The organism is Achromobacter sp. UBA4530, assembly GCF_002388205.1.
Classification (GTDB): domain Bacteria; phylum Pseudomonadota; class Gammaproteobacteria; order Burkholderiales; family Burkholderiaceae_B; genus Achromobacter; species Achromobacter animicus.
Window position 1 is genome coordinate 144606 of sequence record NZ_DGMA01000026.1, and the last position, 18839, is coordinate 163444.

The following is an 18839-nucleotide window of genomic DNA, read 5'->3' on the forward strand; positions in this document are numbered from 1 at the left end:
GCGGCGCATTGCCATTGCCACCCGGAGTTTCCTCTTGACCGACCTCTTTCAATTCAGCCGCGGCACCGCCCCGCTGCTGATCTCCATTCCCCACCTCGGCAGCCAGATTCCCGACGCGCAGCGTCCGCACATGACGGACGTAGCTCTGCAATCCGGCGACACCGACTGGCATCTGGACACCCTGTACCAGTTCGCCCAGGCGTTGGGCGCGTCCGTGCTGGGCGCGCGCTATTCGCGTTACGTGGTCGACCTGAACCGCCCGCCCAACGACGAAAGCCTGTATCCCGGGCAGACCAAGACCGGCCTGTGCCCCACCCAGGCCTTTCGCGGCGATGCGCTTTACCAGAACGACGCCGTGCTGACCGACGCGGAACGCGCCCAGCGCCTGGAGGCGTACTGGAAGCCCTATCACGCCAAGCTGCAAGAAGAGATTGACCGCATCAAGGCCGAGCACGGCACGGTGCTGCTGTGGGAAGCGCACTCGATCGCCAGCGTGCTGCCGCGCCTTTTTGAGGGCAAGCTGCCCGACCTGAACATCGGCACGTCCGACGGCGCCTCCTGCGCGCCCGACATCCTGGCCGCCGTGCATGAACAGTTGAACGGTTGCAAGGATTACACCTGGGCCGTCAATGGCCGTTTCAAGGGCGGCTACATCACGCGCCATTACGGTTCGCCGGCTGACAATGTGCACGCCATCCAGCTCGAGATGTGCCAGTCCACCTACATGGACGAAACATACCCGTACGGCTATCGCCCCGATCTGGCCGACAAGGTCATTCCGGTGGTCGAAGGCATGGTGACTGCCGCGCTGCGCCAGACCACGGCGCGCCAGCGCTAAGCCCTGTTGAAACGCCGCCGGACGCCCACGCCATGAACCGCTTTTCGTTCACCAGCACGGAAAACTATCCGGAATGGAGCCTGCTGCTGACGTGGGTGGCGGTGGTGGAAGCGGCGTCGGTCTCGGGCGCGGCGCGGCTGTTGGGTTTTTCGCAGGCGGCGGTGTCGCAGCGGATCAAGCAGCTTGAAGCCGCCATGTCGACCGAACTGCTGGACCGCAGCACCCGCCCTGCCCGGCCCACGCCGGCCGGCGAGCTGCTGTTCGAACACGCCGCGCGGCTGCTGGCGCAGGCCGGCGACATGACGGAAAGCGTGCGCAACCTTAGCCGGGCCAAGCGCAACATCGTGCGCTTCGGCTGCGTGGACTCGTTTGCCGGCACGCTGGGACCGACCCTGATCCACGGCCTGTCCGGCGCGTCGCGCCAGATCCGGCTGTGGTCGGGCATCACGCCCGTGCTGGACAAGCAGCTGGAAGACCGGCAGCTAGACCTCGTCGTCACCACCAGCGCATCGGCAGGCAGGCCCACCATCCGCAAGTACAGTCTGTTCAGCGAACCCTACGTGCTGATCGTGCCGCGCTCGATGAGCATGGACCGGATCGACACGCTGAAGGAACTGGGCCAGCGCGCCCAGTTCATCCGCTACAGCGCGCGTTCGTTCATCGGCGCCGAGATCGACCGGCTGGTCGAGTCGCACGGCGTGATGATCGAGCGGACCTACGAATTCGACAATACCGATCCGCTGCTCAGCCTGGTCACGGCCGGGCTGGGCTTTGGCATCAGCACGCCGCTGTGCATCTGGCAGTCGCGCCATTTCCTGGACCAGTTGCGCGTGCTGCCGCTGGCGCCCTTCCTGGGCGCGGCGCGGGCCGACGATCCCGCGCTGTCGCGCACGCTGTATCTGGCCGCGCGCCAGCAGGAGGTGGGCAAGCTGCCCGCCGAGGCGCGCGACGTGATCCTGATGGCGATGGAGCGCCTGATCCAGAAGGAACTGGCCCCGGCGCTGGGGCTGCCGCCGGCCACGCTGTGGCGCAGCCTGCGGCGTTGACGTAACGCCCGCGGCGCCCCGAACGCGGGGTTCGGCAGCGAAGGGCTGCCTGCGGCGTTGGCGCGTTCTGCGGCGCCAACGCCGCATCCATCACGGCAGCGAGGACGTCAGCGCCGGAACGGCTTCGAACAGGTCGCCCACCAGCCCGTAATCCGCCACGCCGAAGATCGGCGCGTCGCCGTCCTTGTTGATGGCGACGATGACCTTGGAATCCTTCATGCCCGCCAGATGCTGGATCGCGCCCGAAATCCCGACGGCCACGTACAGGTCCGGCGCAACGATCTTGCCGGTCTGGCCGACCTGCCAGTCGTTCGGCGCATAACCCGCGTCGACGGCAGCGCGCGAGGCGCCCAGCGCCGCGCCCAGCTTTTCGGCCAGGGGATCGAGCAGCTTGAAGTTTTCCGCGCTGCCCAGGCCGCGTCCGCCCGACACCACGGCGCGCGCGCCGCCCAGGTCGGGGCGTTCTGACACCGCTATCTCGCGGCTGATGAAACGCGACTGGCCCGCCGCCGTCACGGCCTCGACCGCTTCCACCGTGGCGCTGCCGCCTTCGGCAGACACCGCATCGAATGCCGTGGGGCGGATCGTGGCCACGACCACCGGATAACCGCTCTTGACCGTCGCGATCGCGTTGCCGGCGTAGATCGGACGCTTGAACGTATCAGGCGCCAGCACTTCTATCACGTCCGACACCTGCGCCACATCGAGCAACGCGGCAATGCGCGGCGCCACGCTCTTGCCCTGCGCCGTCGCGGCCAGGAAGACGTGCGAGTAGCCGGCGGCCGCCGCCACGGCCTGCGCGGCCACGGCTTCCGGCAGGCCATTGGCAAGCTGCGGCGCCTGCGCCAGCAGCACCTTTGCCACCCCGGCGACCCGTGCAGCCGCCTCGGCCACCGGCTGCGCGCCATCGCCCGCGACCAGTACGTGGACCGGCATGTCCAGCCTGCCCGCGGCAGAAATGGCGTTGAGCGTGGCGCCACTCAGCGCCCGATTATCGTGTTCGGCAATAACAAGGACAGTCATCAGATCACCTTGGCTTCGTTCTTCAGTTTGTCGACCAGCGCGGCCACGTCGGCGACCTTGATGCCGGGTGCGCGCGCCGCCGGCTCTTCGACGCGCAGCGTCTGCAGGCGGGACACCGGGTCCACGCCCAGCGCCTCCGGCGTTTCCACATCCAGCGGCTTCTTCTTGGCCTTCATGATGTTGGGCAACGTGACATAGCGCGGCTCGTTCAGGCGCAGGTCCGCCGTCACAATGGCCGGCAGCGTCAGTTCCACCACTTCCAGGCCGCCGTCCACTTCGCGCGTCACGCGCGCCGTGCCGTCGCCGATGGCGATGGCGCTGGCGTTGGTGGCCTGCGGCCAGCCCAGCAGGGCCGCCAGCATCTGGCCGGTCTGGCAGGCGTCGTCGTCGATGGCCTGCTTGCCCAGGATCACCAGCGCGGGCGCTTCCTTGACCACGACGGCGCGCAGCAGCTTGGCGACTTCCAGCGGCTGCAAGGCGGCATCCGTCTGCACCAGCACGCCGCGGTCGGCGCCGATGGCCAGCGCGGTGCGCAACGTCTCCTGCGACTGCGCCGTGCCGCACGACACGGCCACGACTTCAGCAGCCGCGCCCTGCTCTTTCAGGCGCACGGCTGCCTCGACGGCGATTTCATCGAACGGGTTCATCGACATCTTCACGTTGCCGATGTCCACGCCGCTCTGGTCGGCCTTGACGCGCACGTTGACGTTGTAGTCAACCACGCGTTTGACCGCGGCAAGTACCTTCATGGAAACACTCCTGAGTGAAAGGAATCAACGGACGCCCCGGGTTGTGACTGGGACGGCTGTAGTTTGGTCAGTCCGGGAAGCTTTTCTGGACCGTGATGTCCAGGATCACGGTGAAGTCGGTTTGCGTGGCTGGGGCGCCGGGGGTGGCGACGCCCGCCGTACAGACGCCCGGCGTATCGACGCCCGGCGTGTCGACGCCCGGCGAATCGACGCCCGGCATTTCCACGCTGCGCGTTATCTCGTATGCCCCCGCCGTCACCCGCACCCGCGTAACCTCGAGCCCATCCGCGCCGGCCGGCAACGCGCCGACCTCGCAGCAACCGGACGCCGACCCCGAACAGGTCACCGACGCCCTCGCACCGCCGCGCAAGACAAAGAGATTCAGCACCTGCACCGGTCCGCCCACCAACGTGGATTGCAGCAACGCATCGCCGCCAAACACAGCCGGTTCACGCAGCCGCAACGGCACGGCCACACCCTCGCCTTGCAGCATCACGCCCTCGCCCGCCAGCACGACCGACACGCGGTCATACCCGGGAAACCGTGAATACGGGCCGTCGCGTTCGATATCGGCGATGCTGACGCGCCAGCGTCCGGCTGGGTCGGCCACCAGCGTGCGCGTGACACCCCCGCCGTTCTTCCACGGCTCGGGCGGCAGCGCCAACCAGCTGGCTTGCACCGGACCGCGCGGATCAGGAGACTGCGCCAAGGCCGTACTTCCCGGTCAACAGCGCGCCGCGCTGAAAGCGCCCCAATTCGTAAGGCGTGAGCGACACGTCGGTCGCCAGACCCAGCGCTTCCTGCGCCAGCACGCGACCCACGGTGGGCGAGAGCTTGAAGCCGTGGCCCGAGAAGCCGAAGCCCACGATCAGCCCTTCGACCCCCGGCACACGGCCCAGCACGGGGTTCCAGTCAGGCGTCACGTCGTAGACACCGGTCCACGACGATGCCAGTCCGGCGGTCTCATAGGCGGGGAAGCGGTCCGCCACCTGCGCGCCGACCTCGGCCACGTAGTCCAGCGGAATGTCGCCCTGCTCGGCGTCGCTCTTTTGCAGCGCCTCGCCGACGATGCCTTCGCTGACCAGCATCTGGTTGCCGCCGTAGCTGCGGCAATACAGCATGCCGGGCGAGGCCAGGTCCTTGAAGACCGGCATCGAATACGTATAGGGCGCCGCGTCGCATTCCAGCGCGAGCACGGCGTGGCGCTCCGGCACGACGGGCATCGCCACGCCGGTCCAGCCGGCGAGTTCCGGCGTCCAGATGTTCTGCGTGCTGATGACGAGCGGCGCGCTGTAGTCGCCTTCGGACGTCACCACGCCCGTCACGCGGCCGTTGTCGATGATCAGGCGCTGGACGTTGACGTTTTCGCGGATGGTGACGCCGCGGCGGCGGGCGCCGCGCGCAAAGCTGGTGGCCACCAGATACGCGTCCGCAAAGCCCGCCTCGGGCTCATAGCCGATCAGCGCGGCGTTGTCGAAGGACGCAATGGGCAGCAGCTCACGCGCCTGCGTCGCATCTAGCAATTCCAGCGCGATGCCCTGCGCCTGCTGCTGCGCCAGCGCGCCGCGCAACGGTTCCAGCTTGTCGTCGTCGGCGGCGGTGATCAGGTAGCCGCACTTGACCAGGCCGCACGAGGCCTCATCGTCGCCCAGATAGCTGGCGAAATTGTTGAACACGCTCCACGAACGCTGGGCCAGCTCCACGTTCTCGCGCACGGAATAGTGCGTGCGCAGGATGCCGGACGACTGCGACGTGGTGCCCGCACCGATGGTCTCGCGGTCCAGCACCAGCACGTTCTTCGCACCGAGTTCGGCCAGGTGAAACGCCACCGAACTGCCGATCACGCCGGCACCAATCACGATCACGTCAAAACTTTTCACGACAAGGCTCCAAGGACAAGTGCGGCGAGTGTGGACCCGCCGTTTCGGAGCTGCAGAAATTTAAGCGCCGCTGATGTTGACCATCGCCGCTCCTTATATTCATGCCGCCGCCAGGCGCTCGGGCGAAAGTCTCGTCTGCCGCACCCCAGAGTGCCGGCGACATGGAATCTATCGGTCAATCTACATTCAAGTAGGGGAAAATATGAACATGAATCGCCGCGCCATGCTGGTGCGCACCGCTGCACTTGCGGGCGCAAGCGCCCTGGGCTTTCCGATGATCGGCCGCGCCGCCGGCGCGTCCTACACCTATGGCGGCTCGGCCTGGCTGGGCCATTACTCCGCCTACATCGCGATGAAGACGGGGCTGTTCGCCAAGCAGGGTCTGGACATCAAGTGGCAGAGCTTTGCCACGTCGTCGGACCGCATGAGCGCGGTGATGGCGGGCAACGTCGATCTGGCGGGCACCGGCGTGGTGTCGTCGCTGGCGCTGATGGCCGCGGGCGCGCGCCAGTTCCAGGTCATCGCCACCCCCAACAACTTCGGCCGTGCCGAAGGCGTGCTCGTGCGCGACAACGTCAAATCCGTTGCCGACCTGAAGGGCAAGAAGATCGGCGTCACGTACGCCTCCAGCGCCCACGTGCTGCTGCTGGACGTGCTGCGCCAGGCCGGCCTGAATCCCGATCGCGATGTCTCGATCATCAATTTGCCCGCGACCAACCTGCTGTCTGCCTACCAGGGCAACCAGATCGACGCGGCCGTGGCGTGGACGCCGGCGTTTGACCGCATCAAGGCCGTGCCGGACACGCACGTGTTGCTGGACGACACCGCGTTCTCGCTCTACAAGCAATACGCCATCACGCCCGGACCCGACGTGCTGCTGACGCACGCCAAGCTGGGCAAGGAGAACCCAGACGCCGTGCGCAAATTCCTGCAGGCAGTGTTCCAGGCCAACGCCATGCTGACGAACCAGCCCGAGGAAGCGGCCGGCGTGCTGCTGGAACTGACCGGGCTGTCCAAGGACGAGCAGCTTGCCGTTATCAAGCAGACGCAGTGGTATTCGGCTGAAGACCAGAAGGCGCTGATGATCGAGCCCGGCAACTTTGTGAACGGCATGCAGAAGCTGGCTGAGATGCTGGTGTCGCTCAAGCAGATCGACCGCGCGCCCACCGTCAAGGACTGGGTCCAGTCCTCGTACCTCTAAACCCGGGACAGTCTGCCTATGTCCACACGTTCGTCATCCCGCGAAACGCGCCTGCTCTGGGTCAGCGTGTTTTCGCTGCTGGGTTTTCTGCTGATGTGGGAAGGCCTGTGCCGTGCCGGCGCGGTCGATCCCATCTTCCTGCCCGCGCCGTCCCAGGTCTTGGCGCGCGCGCTTTCCATGTCCGACCAGGGCACGCTGTTCTACAACGTGCTGGCCTCCACGCGCCGCGTCATGGTGGGCTTTCTGGCTGCCGTGATCGTGGCGATTCCGCTGGGCATCCTGCTGGGCACGTCGAAGGTGGCGCGCGCCGTCTTCGATCCCATCATCTCGTTTCTGCGTCCCCTGCCGTCCATGAGCTGGATTCCGCTGTCGCTGCTGTGGTTCGGGATCACCGAAACGCAGAAGTACAGCATCGTGTTCATGGGGTCCTTCGTGCCCGCGTTGCTGTACGTGATGGAGGCCTCGCGCAGCATCGACCCGGTGCTGGTGCGCGCCGCGCGCAACCTGGGCGCCAACCGCTGGCAGGTCATGCGCGAGGTGCTGTTTCCGGGCTGTCTGCCGCAGATCCTGTCGGGCATGAAGATCATCCTGGGCCTGTCCTGGACCTGCGTGATCTCGGCCGAACTGGTGGCGTCCAAGGAAGGCCTGGGCTTCATGATCATGAACGGCAAGGAATTCTTCCAGACCGACACCGTGGTGCTGGGCATGGTGCTGATCAGTTTCACCGTGCTGGTGACCGATCTGTGTTTGCGGCTTCTTGAACGATGGGTGCTGGCATGGCAGCGATGAACGACACGATGATCCGGCTGACGGACGTCTCCAAGGCCTATGGCGAAGTGCCGGTGCTGGACAAGGTCAACCTGGAGGTCAAGCGCGGAGAATTCCTGGTGCTGCTGGGCGCCTCGGGCTGCGGCAAATCGACACTGCTGAACCTGATGGCGGGCTTCATCACGCCCAACACGGGGTCGGTGGAGATCAACGGCAAAAAGGTCACCGACGTGACCGCCGCCTGCGGCATGGTGTTCCAGCAGTACGCGCTGTTTCCGTGGCGCACGGTGCATGAGAACGTGGAGTTCGGCCTGAAGATGCGCGGCATGTCGCGCCAGGAGCGCGCGCCGATCGCCCGCAAGTTCATCGAGATGGTGGGCCTGAAGCACGCGGCGGACAAGTATCCGCACGCGCTGTCGGGCGGGATGAAGCAGCGCGTGTCGATTGCGCGCGTGCTGGCCAACGACCCGGACGTGATGCTGTTCGACGAGCCGTTCGCGGCGCTTGATGCGATGACCCGGCAGGTGCTGCAGGACCAATTGCTGTCGATCTACGAGCAGAGCGGCAAGACCATCGTCTTCATCACGCACTCCATCGACGAGGCGCTGACCCTGTCGACGCGGATGGCGGTCATGGGTTCCAAGCCCGGCCGCATCGTGCAGGACATCCAGAACGACCTGCCGCATCCGCGCAGCGCGGACGTGCAATTGTCGCCGCGATTCGTGGAACTGAAGCGGGCGATCTGGGAGCGCGTGCAGGAGGAAGTGACGCGCAGCATGGAGTTGACGGCCGATTAACCGCGCCGCGTGCGCGATCCGGCTGGACGATCCTGCTGGTCGGCGTGAACGTCATGCGGGGCGAGGCTGCCGAATACGCCGTCGGGGCTTTGCCACGCGCCTGTGCTGCGGCCTTCCTCGGCCAGAAACTCCACCAGCGCGGGCAATGACGGATCCATCGGCCGGTTGGCGTGGATGCGCATGACATAGCCCCACGAGCCCGGCATGCGCAGATGCGGCATCAGCGGCACCAGCCGGCCGCTTGCCAGGTCTTCGTCGATCAGCGGCGCGCGGCCTAGCGCGATGCCCACCCCGGCCGCCGCCGCGGCCACCACGGTGCTCAAGCCGCTCAGCACCATCGGATCCTGCCAGTCATCCGGCGCAATCCCCAGCCGGGGTCCCCACGTGCGCCAATCGGTCTCGGGGCTGTCGATGTGCTTTTCTTCCAGCCAGCGGTGACGCGGGAACACGCGCGGGTCATTGCGGTCGGCCTCGGGCACCAGCGCCGGACTGCACACCGGCACCACGGTTTCGGTCATCAGCGGAATGTCGCCCGGCGCCGCAATGTGCGGCCCCATCGCGCGCACGTGCAGGAAGGCCAGGTCGATGTCCTGGGTTTTCCAGGCCGGATCCTGGCTGGCGTGCAGGTAGACCTGGATGTCGATGTCCGGATGCAGTTCGATGAAGCGGCCGATGCGCGGCGCCAGCCACAGCGCGGCCAGCGACGGGTTGGCGGACACGTTCAGGGTGTAGCGCCGCTTGCCGCGGGCGCTGGCCCGGACATTGCGGCAGGCGGTCTCCAATAGGGTCAAGGCCTGTTGTACGGAAGCCAGTAGCGCAGCGCCCGCTTCCGTGGTTTCGGCGCGCCGCACGGTGCCGCCCCGGCGCAGCAGCGATGTTCCCAGGTCGGCTTCCAGGGCGCGCAACTGATGGCTGACGGCGCTTTTCGTGACGTTGAGCTCGGCAGCCGCACGGCTCAGGCTGCCCAGACGGGCCACGGCTTCGAAGGCGCGCAACGCGGCCAGCGGCGGCGTGCGGGTAGAGAAATCGGACATCGGTTGAGTTTATCTCAACCCTTGATTGAAAATTCATCGCTTTCGCGCGCGCGCCGGATCGGGGACGATGCAGGCTCTGGATGGAGTAATGCTATGTATTTCGATTCGAGGCTGTGGCGTCTGACCGAGGGTCTGCGTGCCGGCATGGCGGGCGGCATCTTTCTGGGCCTGTTGGCACTGGCGGCCGGGATTGCGCGGTACGTGTTTCTGGGGCAGCTGCTCGCACGCGTGTTCGACGGGGCGCCGTGGCAGGAATGGGCAATGCCGGCGCTTTGCGTGGCGGCCATGGTGCTGCTGCGGGCGTTGCTGGACGACTGGCGCACGGTGCAGGCCAACCGCACATCCGCTGCCATCCAGCACACGCTGCGCGCGAAGCTGTACGACCGCATCGTCGCGTTGGGACCGGCATGGTTCGCCAACCAGCGCACGGGTGGCGTCATGCTGACTGTGGTGGACGGCGTCGAACAGTTGCAGACCTTCTTCGGACAGTATCTGCCGCAGGTCGCCATCGCGGCCGCCGCACCCTTTGCCATCTTTGCCGTCATCGCGTTCTGGGACGTGCCGACCGCCCTCGTCTTCCTGGCCGCCGCGCTCTTCGCATTGTTCGGGCCGATGGCCGTACACATGCTGGACCGCCGTGCCAGCCTGGCGCGCAGCCGGTCGCTCAACGAATTCGGTGAAGAGTTCCTGGACGCGGTCCAGGGGCTTCCCACGCTCAAGTCGTATGGCCAGGGCAAGGCGTGGGGCGAGCGGCTTGCCGCCCGCGCGCGCAGTCTGTCCGACAACACGTTCTGGGTGCTGTCCGTCAGCCTGCTGACGCGCGGCATCAGCGACCTGGGCGTGGCGCTGGGCGCCGCGCTGGCGCTGACGCTGGGCGCCTGGCGCGTGACCACCGGCGACATGAGCGTCGAGGCGCTCTTGATCGTGCTGATGGCGGGCACCGAGATTTTCCGCCCTCTGCGCGATCTGCGCGCGGTGCTGCACCGGGGCATGCTGGGCCAGTCGGCCGCCGCCAGCATTCACGCGCTGATGGACGCACAGCCACTGACGCCCGCCCCCGACGCGCGCGCCGCGCAAGCGGGCCCTGCGCGCCTGGCGCCGACCATCGAGTTCGACGACGTCGCCTTTTCGTACACGCCCGAACGCGCCGCCCACCGGGGCCTGGCGTTCCGCATTGCGGCGGGCGAACGGGTCGGCGTGGTCGGCCCCAGCGGCGCGGGCAAATCCACCATCGTGCGGCTGCTGCTGCGCGAATGCGTGCCGCAATCCGGCGCGGTCCGCGTGGGCGGGCACGACGTCAACGCGCTGGACACGCAGTTCCTCTTGTCACACATCGCCCTGGTCAGCCAGGACATCACGCTATTTCACGGCACCATCGACGACAACCTGCGTCTGGGCCGCCCCGACGCAACGCTTGATGAGGTGCGCGCCGCCGCCCGCGCCGCCAACATCGACGACTTCATCATGGCGCTGCCGGACGGCTACGCCACGCGCATCGGCGAGCGCGGCCTGCAATTGTCGGGCGGCCAGCGCCAGCGCGTGGCGATCGCCCGCGCCCTGCTGCGCGACGCGCCCATCCTGATTCTGGACGAGGCGCTGTCGTCGGTCGACACCGAGAACGAGGCGCTGATCCAGCAGGCGCTGGACCGCCTCATGGCCGGCCGCACGACGCTGATCCTGGCGCACCGGCTGGCCAGCGTGATCGGCGCGGACCGCATCCTGGTGCTGGACCAGGGCCGAGTGGCCGAAGCCGGACCGCATGCCGACCTGATGCGCGAGAAAGGGCTGTACTACCGCCTGATGCACGAACAGGCGGCCGCGCACCGCAACCCGGCCGCAGGCGTATTGCCCTCGGCGCAGCAGGCGGCGGGCAATCCCGCCGCTGAGCCCGACGACGGCAACGCGCCCGGTCCGGCCCTGCGGTCGCTGGACGCGGATGCCGATCACGTCGGCTGGCGCGCCACACTGGGCACCCTGCTGTCGGTGGTGCGCCCATGGCGCGGCACGCTCATCGCGACCATTCTGCTGGGCGTGGCGCGTGTCGCCGCCTTTATCGGCGTGGGCGTGTTCAGCGCCCTGATCGTGGCCGCGATCCGCGACGGTGGCGATACCACCGCGCTGATCGTCGGCCTGCTGATCGCCGCGCCGCTGGCCGCCCTGTTCCATTGGCTGGAATCGTGGCTGGCGCATGCGATGGCCTATCAGCTTCTGGCCGACATGCGCGTCAAGCTCTACGACAAGCTCGAACGGCTGGCGCCCGCGTACCTGCTGCAACGCCGCTCGGGCGATCTGGTCGCGCTGGCCACGCAGGACGTGGAGATGGTCGAGTATTTCTACGCGCACACCATCGCGCCGGCCATCGTGTCCGTGCTGGTGCCGTTGTCCGTGCTGGGTTTCCTGGGGTTCTACAGTTGGCCGGTGGCGCTGGCGCTGCTGCCGTTCCTGGCCTATGCGCTGGTCTCTCCCGTGCGCGGCCGGCGCCGCGTCGATGCGTTGGGCGACAAGGCGCGCGAGGCGCTGGGTGAAATGAGCGCTCACACCACCGACACCATCCAGGGCCTGGCCGACCTGACCGCCTTCCAGGCGACGGGCCGGCGCCGCGATCAGTTCTTGAAAGTCGCCGATCACTATCGGGCGCGGCGCTTGGCCATCCTGCGCGACCTGTCGCGCCAGACGGCCTGGTTTGAAATCGCGATGGGCTTGGGCGGGCTCTCGGTAGCTGTCGTGGGCGCGCTGCAGGTGCAGGCCGGTACGCTGCAAGCCGGCATGCTGCCGCTGCTGGTGCTGATCGCGCTGGCGACGTTCCTGCCGGTGTCCGAGATCTCGCAGGTCAGCCGGCAACTGGCCGACACCATCGCCGCCACGCGCCGCCTGCACGTGGTGGCCAACGAACCCGAACCCGTCGTGGACGGCCCCCTGCCCGCGCCGGTGGCGCCGCATGGCCTGTCGCTCGCGTTCGAGCGCGTCAGCTTCGCCTACCCCGGCAAGCGCCAGGACACGCTGCGGCAGCTTAGCTTCACGGCGCCTGCCGGCGCCACGGTGGCCATCGTCGGAGCCTCGGGCGCAGGCAAGAGCACAGTGGCCAGCCTGCTGCTGCGCTTCTGGGATCCCCGCGAAGGCGCAGTCAAGCTGGACGGCGTGGACGTGCGCCAACTCCAGCTCGACGGCCTGCGCGAGCGCGTGGCGCTGGTCACACAGGACACGTATCTGTTCAACGACACGCTCGAAGGCAACATACGGCTGGCGCGTCCCGAGGCCAGCCGCGAAGATCTGATACGTGCGCTGGAACAGGCGGCGCTGGCCGACTTCGTGCAGCGTCTGCCCGAGGGGCTGGCGACGCGCGTGGGCGAGCGCGGCATGCAGTTGTCGGGCGGCCAGCGGCAGCGCATCTCGATTGCGCGTGCCTTCTTGAAGAACGCGCCGGTGCTGATCCTGGACGAAGCCACGTCGCATCTGGACACGCTGTCGGAAATGCAGGTGCGCGGCGCACTCGACGTGCTGATGCGCCACCGCACGACGTTGGTGATTGCGCATCGCCTGTCCACCATTCGCGATGCCGACCTGATTCTGGTGCTGGACCGCGGCACGTTGGCGGAGTCCGGCACGCACGACCAACTGCTGCGCAAGCAAGGCGTGTATGCGCGGCTGGCAAGCCATCAGGGCGGGTATACCGCTGCGGGCGCGGCGTCGCTGCCCGGCTAGCACGGCGGTCGCGTCGCTCGTTGTGCCCGCTGATCCGCTGCGACCGTCTTGATCGCAGCGTTTGCGACGCATCCAGCTTCGCGCACCTTTGCCGCATCCGCCGCGTTGAAAAAAACCGACACCGCATTCCGTCCCCACGCACGGCCCGTTGATTCGCCTACATCACTTGGATAGAATCGGCAATTCGGGCCTCGCGCCCATTTCCTTTTTTCCCCTCACCCACCGACAGGGAGGCCGCATGATGTACCCCATGCCGAACGCCGTCCCGCGCGTGTCCCCGCGACGCCATTAAGTCGTCGCCCGCGCGGCACCATCGCCAGTTCACTACCTGGCGACCGGTCCGCCGTGCCCATTTGAACCCTTAACGCAGTTGCCAGCGCCCCTTCCGGCGCACGGCGTGTTTTTCCTCTTTCCTTACAAGGAACCTGGCGTGTTTACTGCCGCCAGGCCATGGCAATGGCTAGAAAAAAAATCGATTTTCGAGGACAAGCCTTCAAGGATGTCCTGGGCTTTACCTTCCGCTATTGGGCCCGGCAGCCGCTGCGCATCGTCGTGATCGTGGCGCTGGCGCTGCTGTCCGCCGTGGCCGACGTGCTGACCCCGATGTACGCCGGCCGCCTGGTCGACGCGGTTGCGTCGGGCGCGGCCGGCGACCAGCTTGCCTGGACCGCCGCCATCACCGCCTTCTGGCTGCTGGTTGCGCTAGGCGTGGGCGGGACGCTGCTACGCCAGGCGGTGTTCCAGAACATCATCACCTTCACGCTGAAGATGATGAACGGCATCGCCTCGAATGCCTTCTATCGCGTACAGCGCTTTTCGACCGACTGGCATGCCAACAGCTTCGCGGGCTCGACAGTGCGCAAGATCACGCGCGGCATGTGGGCGGTGGACCTGCTCAATGACACGTTGCTGGTGGCGCTGCTGCCGTCGGTCGTCATGCTGGTGGGCGCCACCGCGCTGCTGGGCGCGCATTGGCCGCTGATGGGGCTGGTCGTGGGCCTGGGTTCGGTGCTCTACATCGCCGTCACCGCCACGCTGTCGCTGGCGTACGTGGCGCCCGCCGCGCGCCTGGGCAATGCCTGGGATACGCGCATGGGCGGCGCGCTGGCCGATGCGGTCAGCTGCAATGCCGTGGTCAAAGCCTTTGGCGCGGAGACGCGTGAAGAAGCGCGGCTGGACCGCGTCATCGACAAGTGGCGCCGCCGCACGCGCCGCACCTGGATCCGCGCCACGTTCAACGGCGGCATCCAGGGCGCAATGCTCGTCGCCATGCAGGCCTCGATCCTGGGCGCATCGCTGCTGCTGTGGTCGCGCAACCAGGCCAGCGTGGGCGACATCACGTTCACGCTGACCATGTTCTTTGTGCTCCAAGGCTATCTGCGCGACGTGGGCATGCACATCCGCAACCTGCAGCGCTCGGTCAACGACATGGAGGAACTGGTGTCGCTGGAAAAGCAGCCGCTGGGCGTGGAAGACCGGCCAGGCGCGGGCGACATTGCGGTGACCGCGGGCGAGATCCGCTTCGAAGACGTGACGTTCCGCTATGGCGCGCACAACGTCGCGCTGTACGACCGGTTCTCGGTGCGCATCGCGCCGGGCGAACGGGTGGGCCTGGTCGGCCACTCGGGTTCGGGCAAAACGACGTTCATCAAGCTGATCCAGCGCTTGTACGACGTGAACGGCGGCCGCATCACCATCGACGGGCAGGACATCGCCCAGGTGAAGCAGGCGTCGCTGCGCGGGCAGATCGCGATCGTGCAGCAGGAGCCCGTGCTGTTTCACCGGACGCTGGCGGAAAACATCGCCTATGCCCGCCCCGGCGCGTCGCAGGCCGACATCGAGCAGGCTGCTCGGCTGGCCAGTGCGCATGACTTCATCATGGCGCTGCCCAAGGGCTACGAGACGCTCGTCGGTGAACGCGGCGTGAAGCTGTCCGGCGGCGAACGCCAGCGCGTGGCGATTGCGCGGGCGTTCCTGGCGGACGCGCCGATCCTCATCCTGGACGAAGCCACGTCCAGCCTGGACAGCGAAAGCGAGGTGCTGATCCAGCGCGCGATGGACCGCCTGATGGAAGGCCGCACGACGCTGGTCGTAGCGCACCGCCTGTCGACGGTCCGGGCTCTGGACCGCCTGCTGGTGATGGACCATGGCCGCGTGATTGAAGAAGGCAGCCACGACGCGCTGATCCGCCTGAAGGGCGGCCTGTACCGGCGCCTGTTCGAGCGCCAGGCGCTGGAGCTGACCAAGGGACTGGATCCCGCGGAACTGCTGGAAGACGGCGCCGTCCCGCCGCCCGCCAAGGCTGACGAGGTCGACGCAGCGTCGTTCGCCTTCGGCAAGTAAAGCAGGTGCGGTGCTAAGCAATATGGCCCGGTGCGATTGCGCACCGGGCCTTATTTTGTTGCGAATTTCGACACATAAGGCCGGTGTCTGACACCTCATTTGGTACTACAGAATCCCGGGTGTCTGACACCTCATTTGGTCCTACAAAACCCCGGGTATCAGACACTTCATTTGGTCCTAAAAAACCACGGGTGTCTGACACCTCATTCGGTCTTGGAAAACCATGGTTGTCCAACTCCCGACAAGGTGCCGCGCACCTCAGGCCGGGCGATTGGCGAAGGTCAGGCGCAGGCCGAAGCCGATCAGGGCGGTGCCGAAGACCAGGCTCTGGATCTTTTGTGCGCGCGGGCTGGCGGACATCCAGCGGCCTACCGCGCCGCCCGCCAGCGCGCACAGCACGTCGAACGTCAGGCCCAGTCCGACGAGGATGACGCCCAGCACGGCGAACTGCTGGCCAATCGGGCCGCGCTCCGGCGACACGAACTGCGGCAGGAGCACCGAGCAGAACAGCAAGGCCTTGGGGTTGAGCACATTGGTGAGCACGCCGCTCATCAGCGCGGGTCCCCAGCCAGCATGTCGCGGTGCGCCCTCCCCGTCCAAGGGCGGAACGGCAAGCGGCGCGCGCAAGAGACGGATCCCCAGCCACACCAAATAGCAGCCGCCCACCGTGCGCGCCGCGTCGAACGCCCACGGGTGCGTCTTGAACAATGCCGCCAGACCCAGCGCGGCCAGCGTCACATGCGCCGCACGTGCAATCGCCAAGCCCGCGGCCACCGCCAGCGCCTGCCCGCGGCCGCGCAGCAGACCGGTTTCCAGCAGCAGGATCATGTCCGGCCCGGGCACCACGTACACAATCAGCAAGGCTCCCAGAAACAACGCCATATCGGCCATGACCGCGCTCCACCGCAAGTTTTCAATGGCGAGATTCTAGAAAAAAGGGGCTGGCATGTGCTTGCCATTCTTGCCAACTTGGATACCATTCCTGGCACAACCCACCAACCCAAGCCTAAATGCCTCACATCTATGCCAAAACGCCAACTTGACGCCTACGACCGCCGGATTCTGGAGGCGCTGCAGAAGAACGGCCGGCTCACTAACGTGGAGCTGGCGGACCAGATCGGCCTGTCGCCCTCGCCCTGCTTGCGGCGCGTACGGATGATGGAAGAAGCCGGCGTCATCCAGGGCTACGAAGCGCGGCTGGATCCGCACGAGGTCGGATTGGGATTGACGGTATTCGTGGGCGTGAAGGTCGAGCGCCACCATGAGCGCGACGCCGAAATGTTCCGTAACGAGGTCAGCGCGCTGCCGGAAGTGATCGCCGCGCATCTGGTGTCCGGCGAGTCCGACTTCCTGTTGCAGGTCGTGGTGCCCGACCTGCGCGGATACGAACAGTTCCTGCTGCATACCCTGCTGAAACTGCCCGGCGTCAAGGACATCCGCAGCAACTTCGCGATCCAGACGGTCAAGCCGCAGAGCCCGCTGCCGCTGGACCATCTGGGGCGGTGAGCGGCGCAGCGATAAAGGCTATGCGACCCCTCTTCAAAGACAGGGGCACCGCTGTGACGGCATGAACTTCGCCGCCACGGCATCGCTATCGTCGCGCCACCTCACCCCCGCGGCATGGCCGCCGCCGATACGGCCGAATCGCCCCCTTCATGCCAAGTTCACCGCCTCACCGCATGGCCGCCGCCGCCCGATCCACCGCCGCGCTGCGTCGCTCGAATCGCGCCTGCGACATCGCCAGATAGCGCTCCACAATCGCCGGCTCGGACGTCTTGGGCGTGCCGCCCGGAAACGGCGGCTTCGGATCGTATTCGATCTGCAACTGGATCAGCTTCGCCACATCCTCGCCGCACAGCGACGCCACCACCTTCAGCCCCATGTCGATCCCCGACGTCACGCCGCCGGCCGTGAACACATTGCCGTCCACACACAGGCGCTCGTCGCTCGGCGTGGCCCCAAAGCGCGCCAGCAGTTCCCGCGCCCGCCAGTGGCTCGACGCCCGCTTACCCCGCAGCAGCCCGGCCGCACCCAGCAGCAGCGATCCCGTGCAGATGCCGAACAGGTATTTGGCGCCCTGCCCCTGCCTGCGGGTGAAATCCACCCACGCCGGGTCGACGATGGCGTCGTCCGTGCCCGGTCCGCCCGGCACGACCAGCAGGTCGCAAGGCTGCGCCGAGTCGATCGTTTGCGTAGGTACGAAGCGCAACCCCCGGTCGCAGCGCACCGGCTCCATCGTTTTTGCGACAAAATCCACGGTAAATCCAGGCGCGTTCGCCAGCACTTCGTACGGCCCGGTCATATCAAGCTGGGTCAGCCCTTCGAACAAGACGATATTCACCTTCATGACGTTGCTCCCATGAAAACGCCAGAACCCAGCATAGGCGAACGCGCGCCGCGCGGTGCGCCAGAAAGCGCGCCAATCGCGCCACAACGCGTGCTGTTCGTGCTGTACGACGGTTTCCAGCCGCTGGACCTGGCCGGACCGTGGCAGGCCTTCACCTCGGCCAACGAAGAGTCGGGCCGCCAGTTATATGCCTTGAACACGATCGCGGCATCGCCGGTGGTAACCACCTGGGAACAAGGGCTGCGCATGCAAGTGGACGGCACCTTCGAAGCGGACGACGACGCGCCCATCGACATGCTGCTGGTGCCCGGCGGCGCCGGCGTGGATCGCGCCGCGGCGCACGGCGAAACGCGCGCCTGGCTACGCCGCCGCGACGCCGGCACACGCCGCACCAGCAGCGTCTGCACGGGCGCATTCATCCTGGCCGCCGCCGGCCTGCTCGATGGCCGCGCCGTCACCACGCACTGGCGCTCCGCCGACCGGCTGCGCAAGCTTTACCCGGGCCTGCGCGTCGATGACGATCGCATCTTCATCGAAAGCGGCAAATACTGGACCTCCGCGGGCGTCACCGCCGGCATCGACCTGGCGCTGGCGCTGATCGAACGCGACTTCGGCGCCGCGCTGTCCCAGCAGGTCGCGCGGCGGCTAGTGGTCTTCATGCGCCGCAACGGCGACCAACGCCAGTACAGCCAGACGCTGCGGCTGCAGGACCGCGTGGCCGCCCCATTCCGCGAACTGGTCGAAAAAATGGAAGCACGCCTGTCGGCGCGCTGGTCGGTGGACGACATGGCCGACGCCTGCGGCATGTCGCGGCGCACCTTCCAGCGCAAGTTCGCAGCACACTTCGGCGTCACGCCGGCCGAAGTGCTGCGGCGTCTGCGCGAAGAGCGCGCCGGTGCCTTGGAGGGCGCGGGGAAGATGACGAGGAAGGCCGTCGAGCAACACGTAGGTCCGGTGTACAAGCGTCCGCGGCAATAGCCGTGAGGCTGCGTCCGCGGCAATAGCCGTGAGGCTGCGTCCGCGGCGATAACGGCAAGGCTGCGTCCGAGCTTCGTAGGTCGCCCGACGCCGCGGTCCCCGTCGGCACGAGCGCCCACGATTGCGGTCCGGA

16 protein-coding genes are annotated in these 18839 nt (G+C 67.1%); 9 read left to right on the top strand and 7 right to left on the bottom strand.

Annotated elements, in window-relative coordinates; all coding sequences use genetic code 11:
- Positions 1-34: 34 nt before the first annotated feature.
- A complete protein-coding gene (gene hutG / locus B2W22_RS19830; RefSeq protein WP_175138903.1) occupies positions 35-838 on the top strand; it encodes an N-formylglutamate deformylase in 804 nt (267 codons plus the stop codon).
- A gap of 32 nt (positions 839-870) precedes the next feature.
- The gene (locus tag B2W22_RS19835) at positions 871-1884 is read left to right on the top strand and encodes a LysR family transcriptional regulator (RefSeq protein WP_175124158.1); all 1014 of its coding nucleotides are present in this window, start codon (positions 871-873) and stop codon (positions 1882-1884) included.
- Positions 1885-1974: 90 nt separating this feature from the next.
- Here B2W22_RS19835 and B2W22_RS19840 read toward each other — a convergent pair whose 3' ends face one another.
- The 4 genes from B2W22_RS19840 to B2W22_RS19855 form a co-directional block, all read right to left on the bottom strand.
- The gene (locus B2W22_RS19840) at positions 1975-2907 is read right to left on the bottom strand and encodes an electron transfer flavoprotein subunit alpha/FixB family protein (protein ID WP_286939315.1); all 933 of its coding nucleotides are present in this window, start codon (positions 2905-2907) and stop codon (positions 1975-1977) included.
- Positions 2907-3656, bottom strand: coding sequence for an electron transfer flavoprotein subunit beta/FixA family protein (locus tag B2W22_RS19845; protein ID WP_175185127.1), 750 nt, complete (start codon positions 3654-3656; stop codon positions 2907-2909). Before B2W22_RS19845 ends, B2W22_RS19840 begins: the two co-directional genes overlap by 1 nt.
- 67 nt (positions 3657-3723) lie before the next feature.
- On the bottom strand, positions 3724-4365 hold the full coding sequence (locus tag B2W22_RS19850) for a HutD family protein (protein WP_286939316.1): 642 nt from the start codon (positions 4363-4365) through the stop codon (positions 3724-3726).
- The gene (locus tag B2W22_RS19855) at positions 4349-5536 is read right to left on the bottom strand and encodes an NAD(P)/FAD-dependent oxidoreductase (protein ID WP_286939317.1); all 1188 of its coding nucleotides are present in this window, start codon (positions 5534-5536) and stop codon (positions 4349-4351) included. The genes B2W22_RS19850 and B2W22_RS19855 overlap by 17 nt, the downstream gene beginning before the upstream one ends.
- A gap of 202 nt (positions 5537-5738) precedes the next feature.
- Here B2W22_RS19855 and B2W22_RS19860 point away from each other — a divergent pair, with 202 nt between their 5' ends.
- Genes B2W22_RS19860 through B2W22_RS19870 form a run of 3 tightly spaced genes read left to right on the top strand, consistent with a single transcriptional unit; the run spans position 5739 to position 8302 of the window.
- Positions 5739-6737: an aliphatic sulfonate ABC transporter substrate-binding protein gene (locus B2W22_RS19860; RefSeq protein WP_286939318.1), complete on the top strand. Its 999-nt coding sequence runs from the start codon at positions 5739-5741 to the stop codon at positions 6735-6737.
- A gap of 18 nt (positions 6738-6755) precedes the next feature.
- Positions 6756-7526, top strand: a complete 771-nt coding sequence (locus B2W22_RS19865) for an ABC transporter permease (RefSeq protein ID WP_175124152.1) — start codon at positions 6756-6758, stop codon at positions 7524-7526.
- Entirely contained in the window at positions 7514-8302 is a 789-nt protein-coding gene (locus B2W22_RS19870) for an ABC transporter ATP-binding protein (RefSeq protein ID WP_286939319.1), read from the top strand. Before B2W22_RS19865 ends, B2W22_RS19870 begins: the two co-directional genes overlap by 13 nt.
- On the opposite strand, the gene B2W22_RS19875 is transcribed toward B2W22_RS19870, so the two are convergent.
- Positions 8299-9336 (bottom strand): LysR substrate-binding domain-containing protein, encoded by a 1038-nt coding sequence (locus B2W22_RS19875; RefSeq protein ID WP_286939320.1) that lies wholly within the window; start codon positions 9334-9336, stop codon positions 8299-8301. The two genes, B2W22_RS19870 and B2W22_RS19875, sit on opposite strands and share 4 nt — an antisense overlap.
- A 93-nt stretch (positions 9337-9429) precedes the next feature.
- On the opposite strand from B2W22_RS19875, the gene cydC reads away from it, so the two are divergent.
- On the top strand, positions 9430-13038 hold the full coding sequence (cydC, locus tag B2W22_RS19880) for a thiol reductant ABC exporter subunit CydC (protein WP_175124150.1): 3609 nt from the start codon (positions 9430-9432) through the stop codon (positions 13036-13038).
- A 456-nt stretch (positions 13039-13494) separates the two neighbouring features.
- Entirely contained in the window at positions 13495-15381 is a 1887-nt protein-coding gene (locus B2W22_RS19885; RefSeq protein ID WP_175124149.1) for an ABC transporter ATP-binding protein, read from the top strand.
- A gap of 258 nt (positions 15382-15639) precedes the next feature.
- Here B2W22_RS19885 and B2W22_RS19890 read toward each other — a convergent pair whose 3' ends face one another.
- Positions 15640-16272, bottom strand: a complete 633-nt coding sequence (locus B2W22_RS19890) for a LysE family translocator (protein WP_175124148.1) — start codon at positions 16270-16272, stop codon at positions 15640-15642.
- Between the two features lie 132 nt (positions 16273-16404).
- Between B2W22_RS19890 and B2W22_RS19895 the strand changes: the two genes are divergently transcribed.
- Complete coding sequence (locus B2W22_RS19895; protein ID WP_105238374.1) at positions 16405-16887, top strand: Lrp/AsnC family transcriptional regulator; 483 nt, start codon at positions 16405-16407, stop codon at positions 16885-16887.
- A 166-nt stretch (positions 16888-17053) separates the two neighbouring features.
- Here B2W22_RS19895 and B2W22_RS19900 read toward each other — a convergent pair whose 3' ends face one another.
- Positions 17054-17728 carry a DJ-1/PfpI family protein gene (locus B2W22_RS19900; protein WP_175124147.1) on the bottom strand — a complete coding sequence of 225 codons (675 nt, stop codon included), beginning with the start codon at positions 17726-17728 and terminating at the stop codon, positions 17054-17056.
- A 90-nt stretch (positions 17729-17818) separates the two neighbouring features.
- Here B2W22_RS19900 and B2W22_RS19905 point away from each other — a divergent pair, with 90 nt between their 5' ends.
- A complete protein-coding gene (locus tag B2W22_RS19905) occupies positions 17819-18706 on the top strand; it encodes a GlxA family transcriptional regulator (protein ID WP_254595002.1) in 888 nt (295 codons plus the stop codon).
- The last annotated feature ends 133 nt before the right edge of the window (positions 18707-18839 follow it).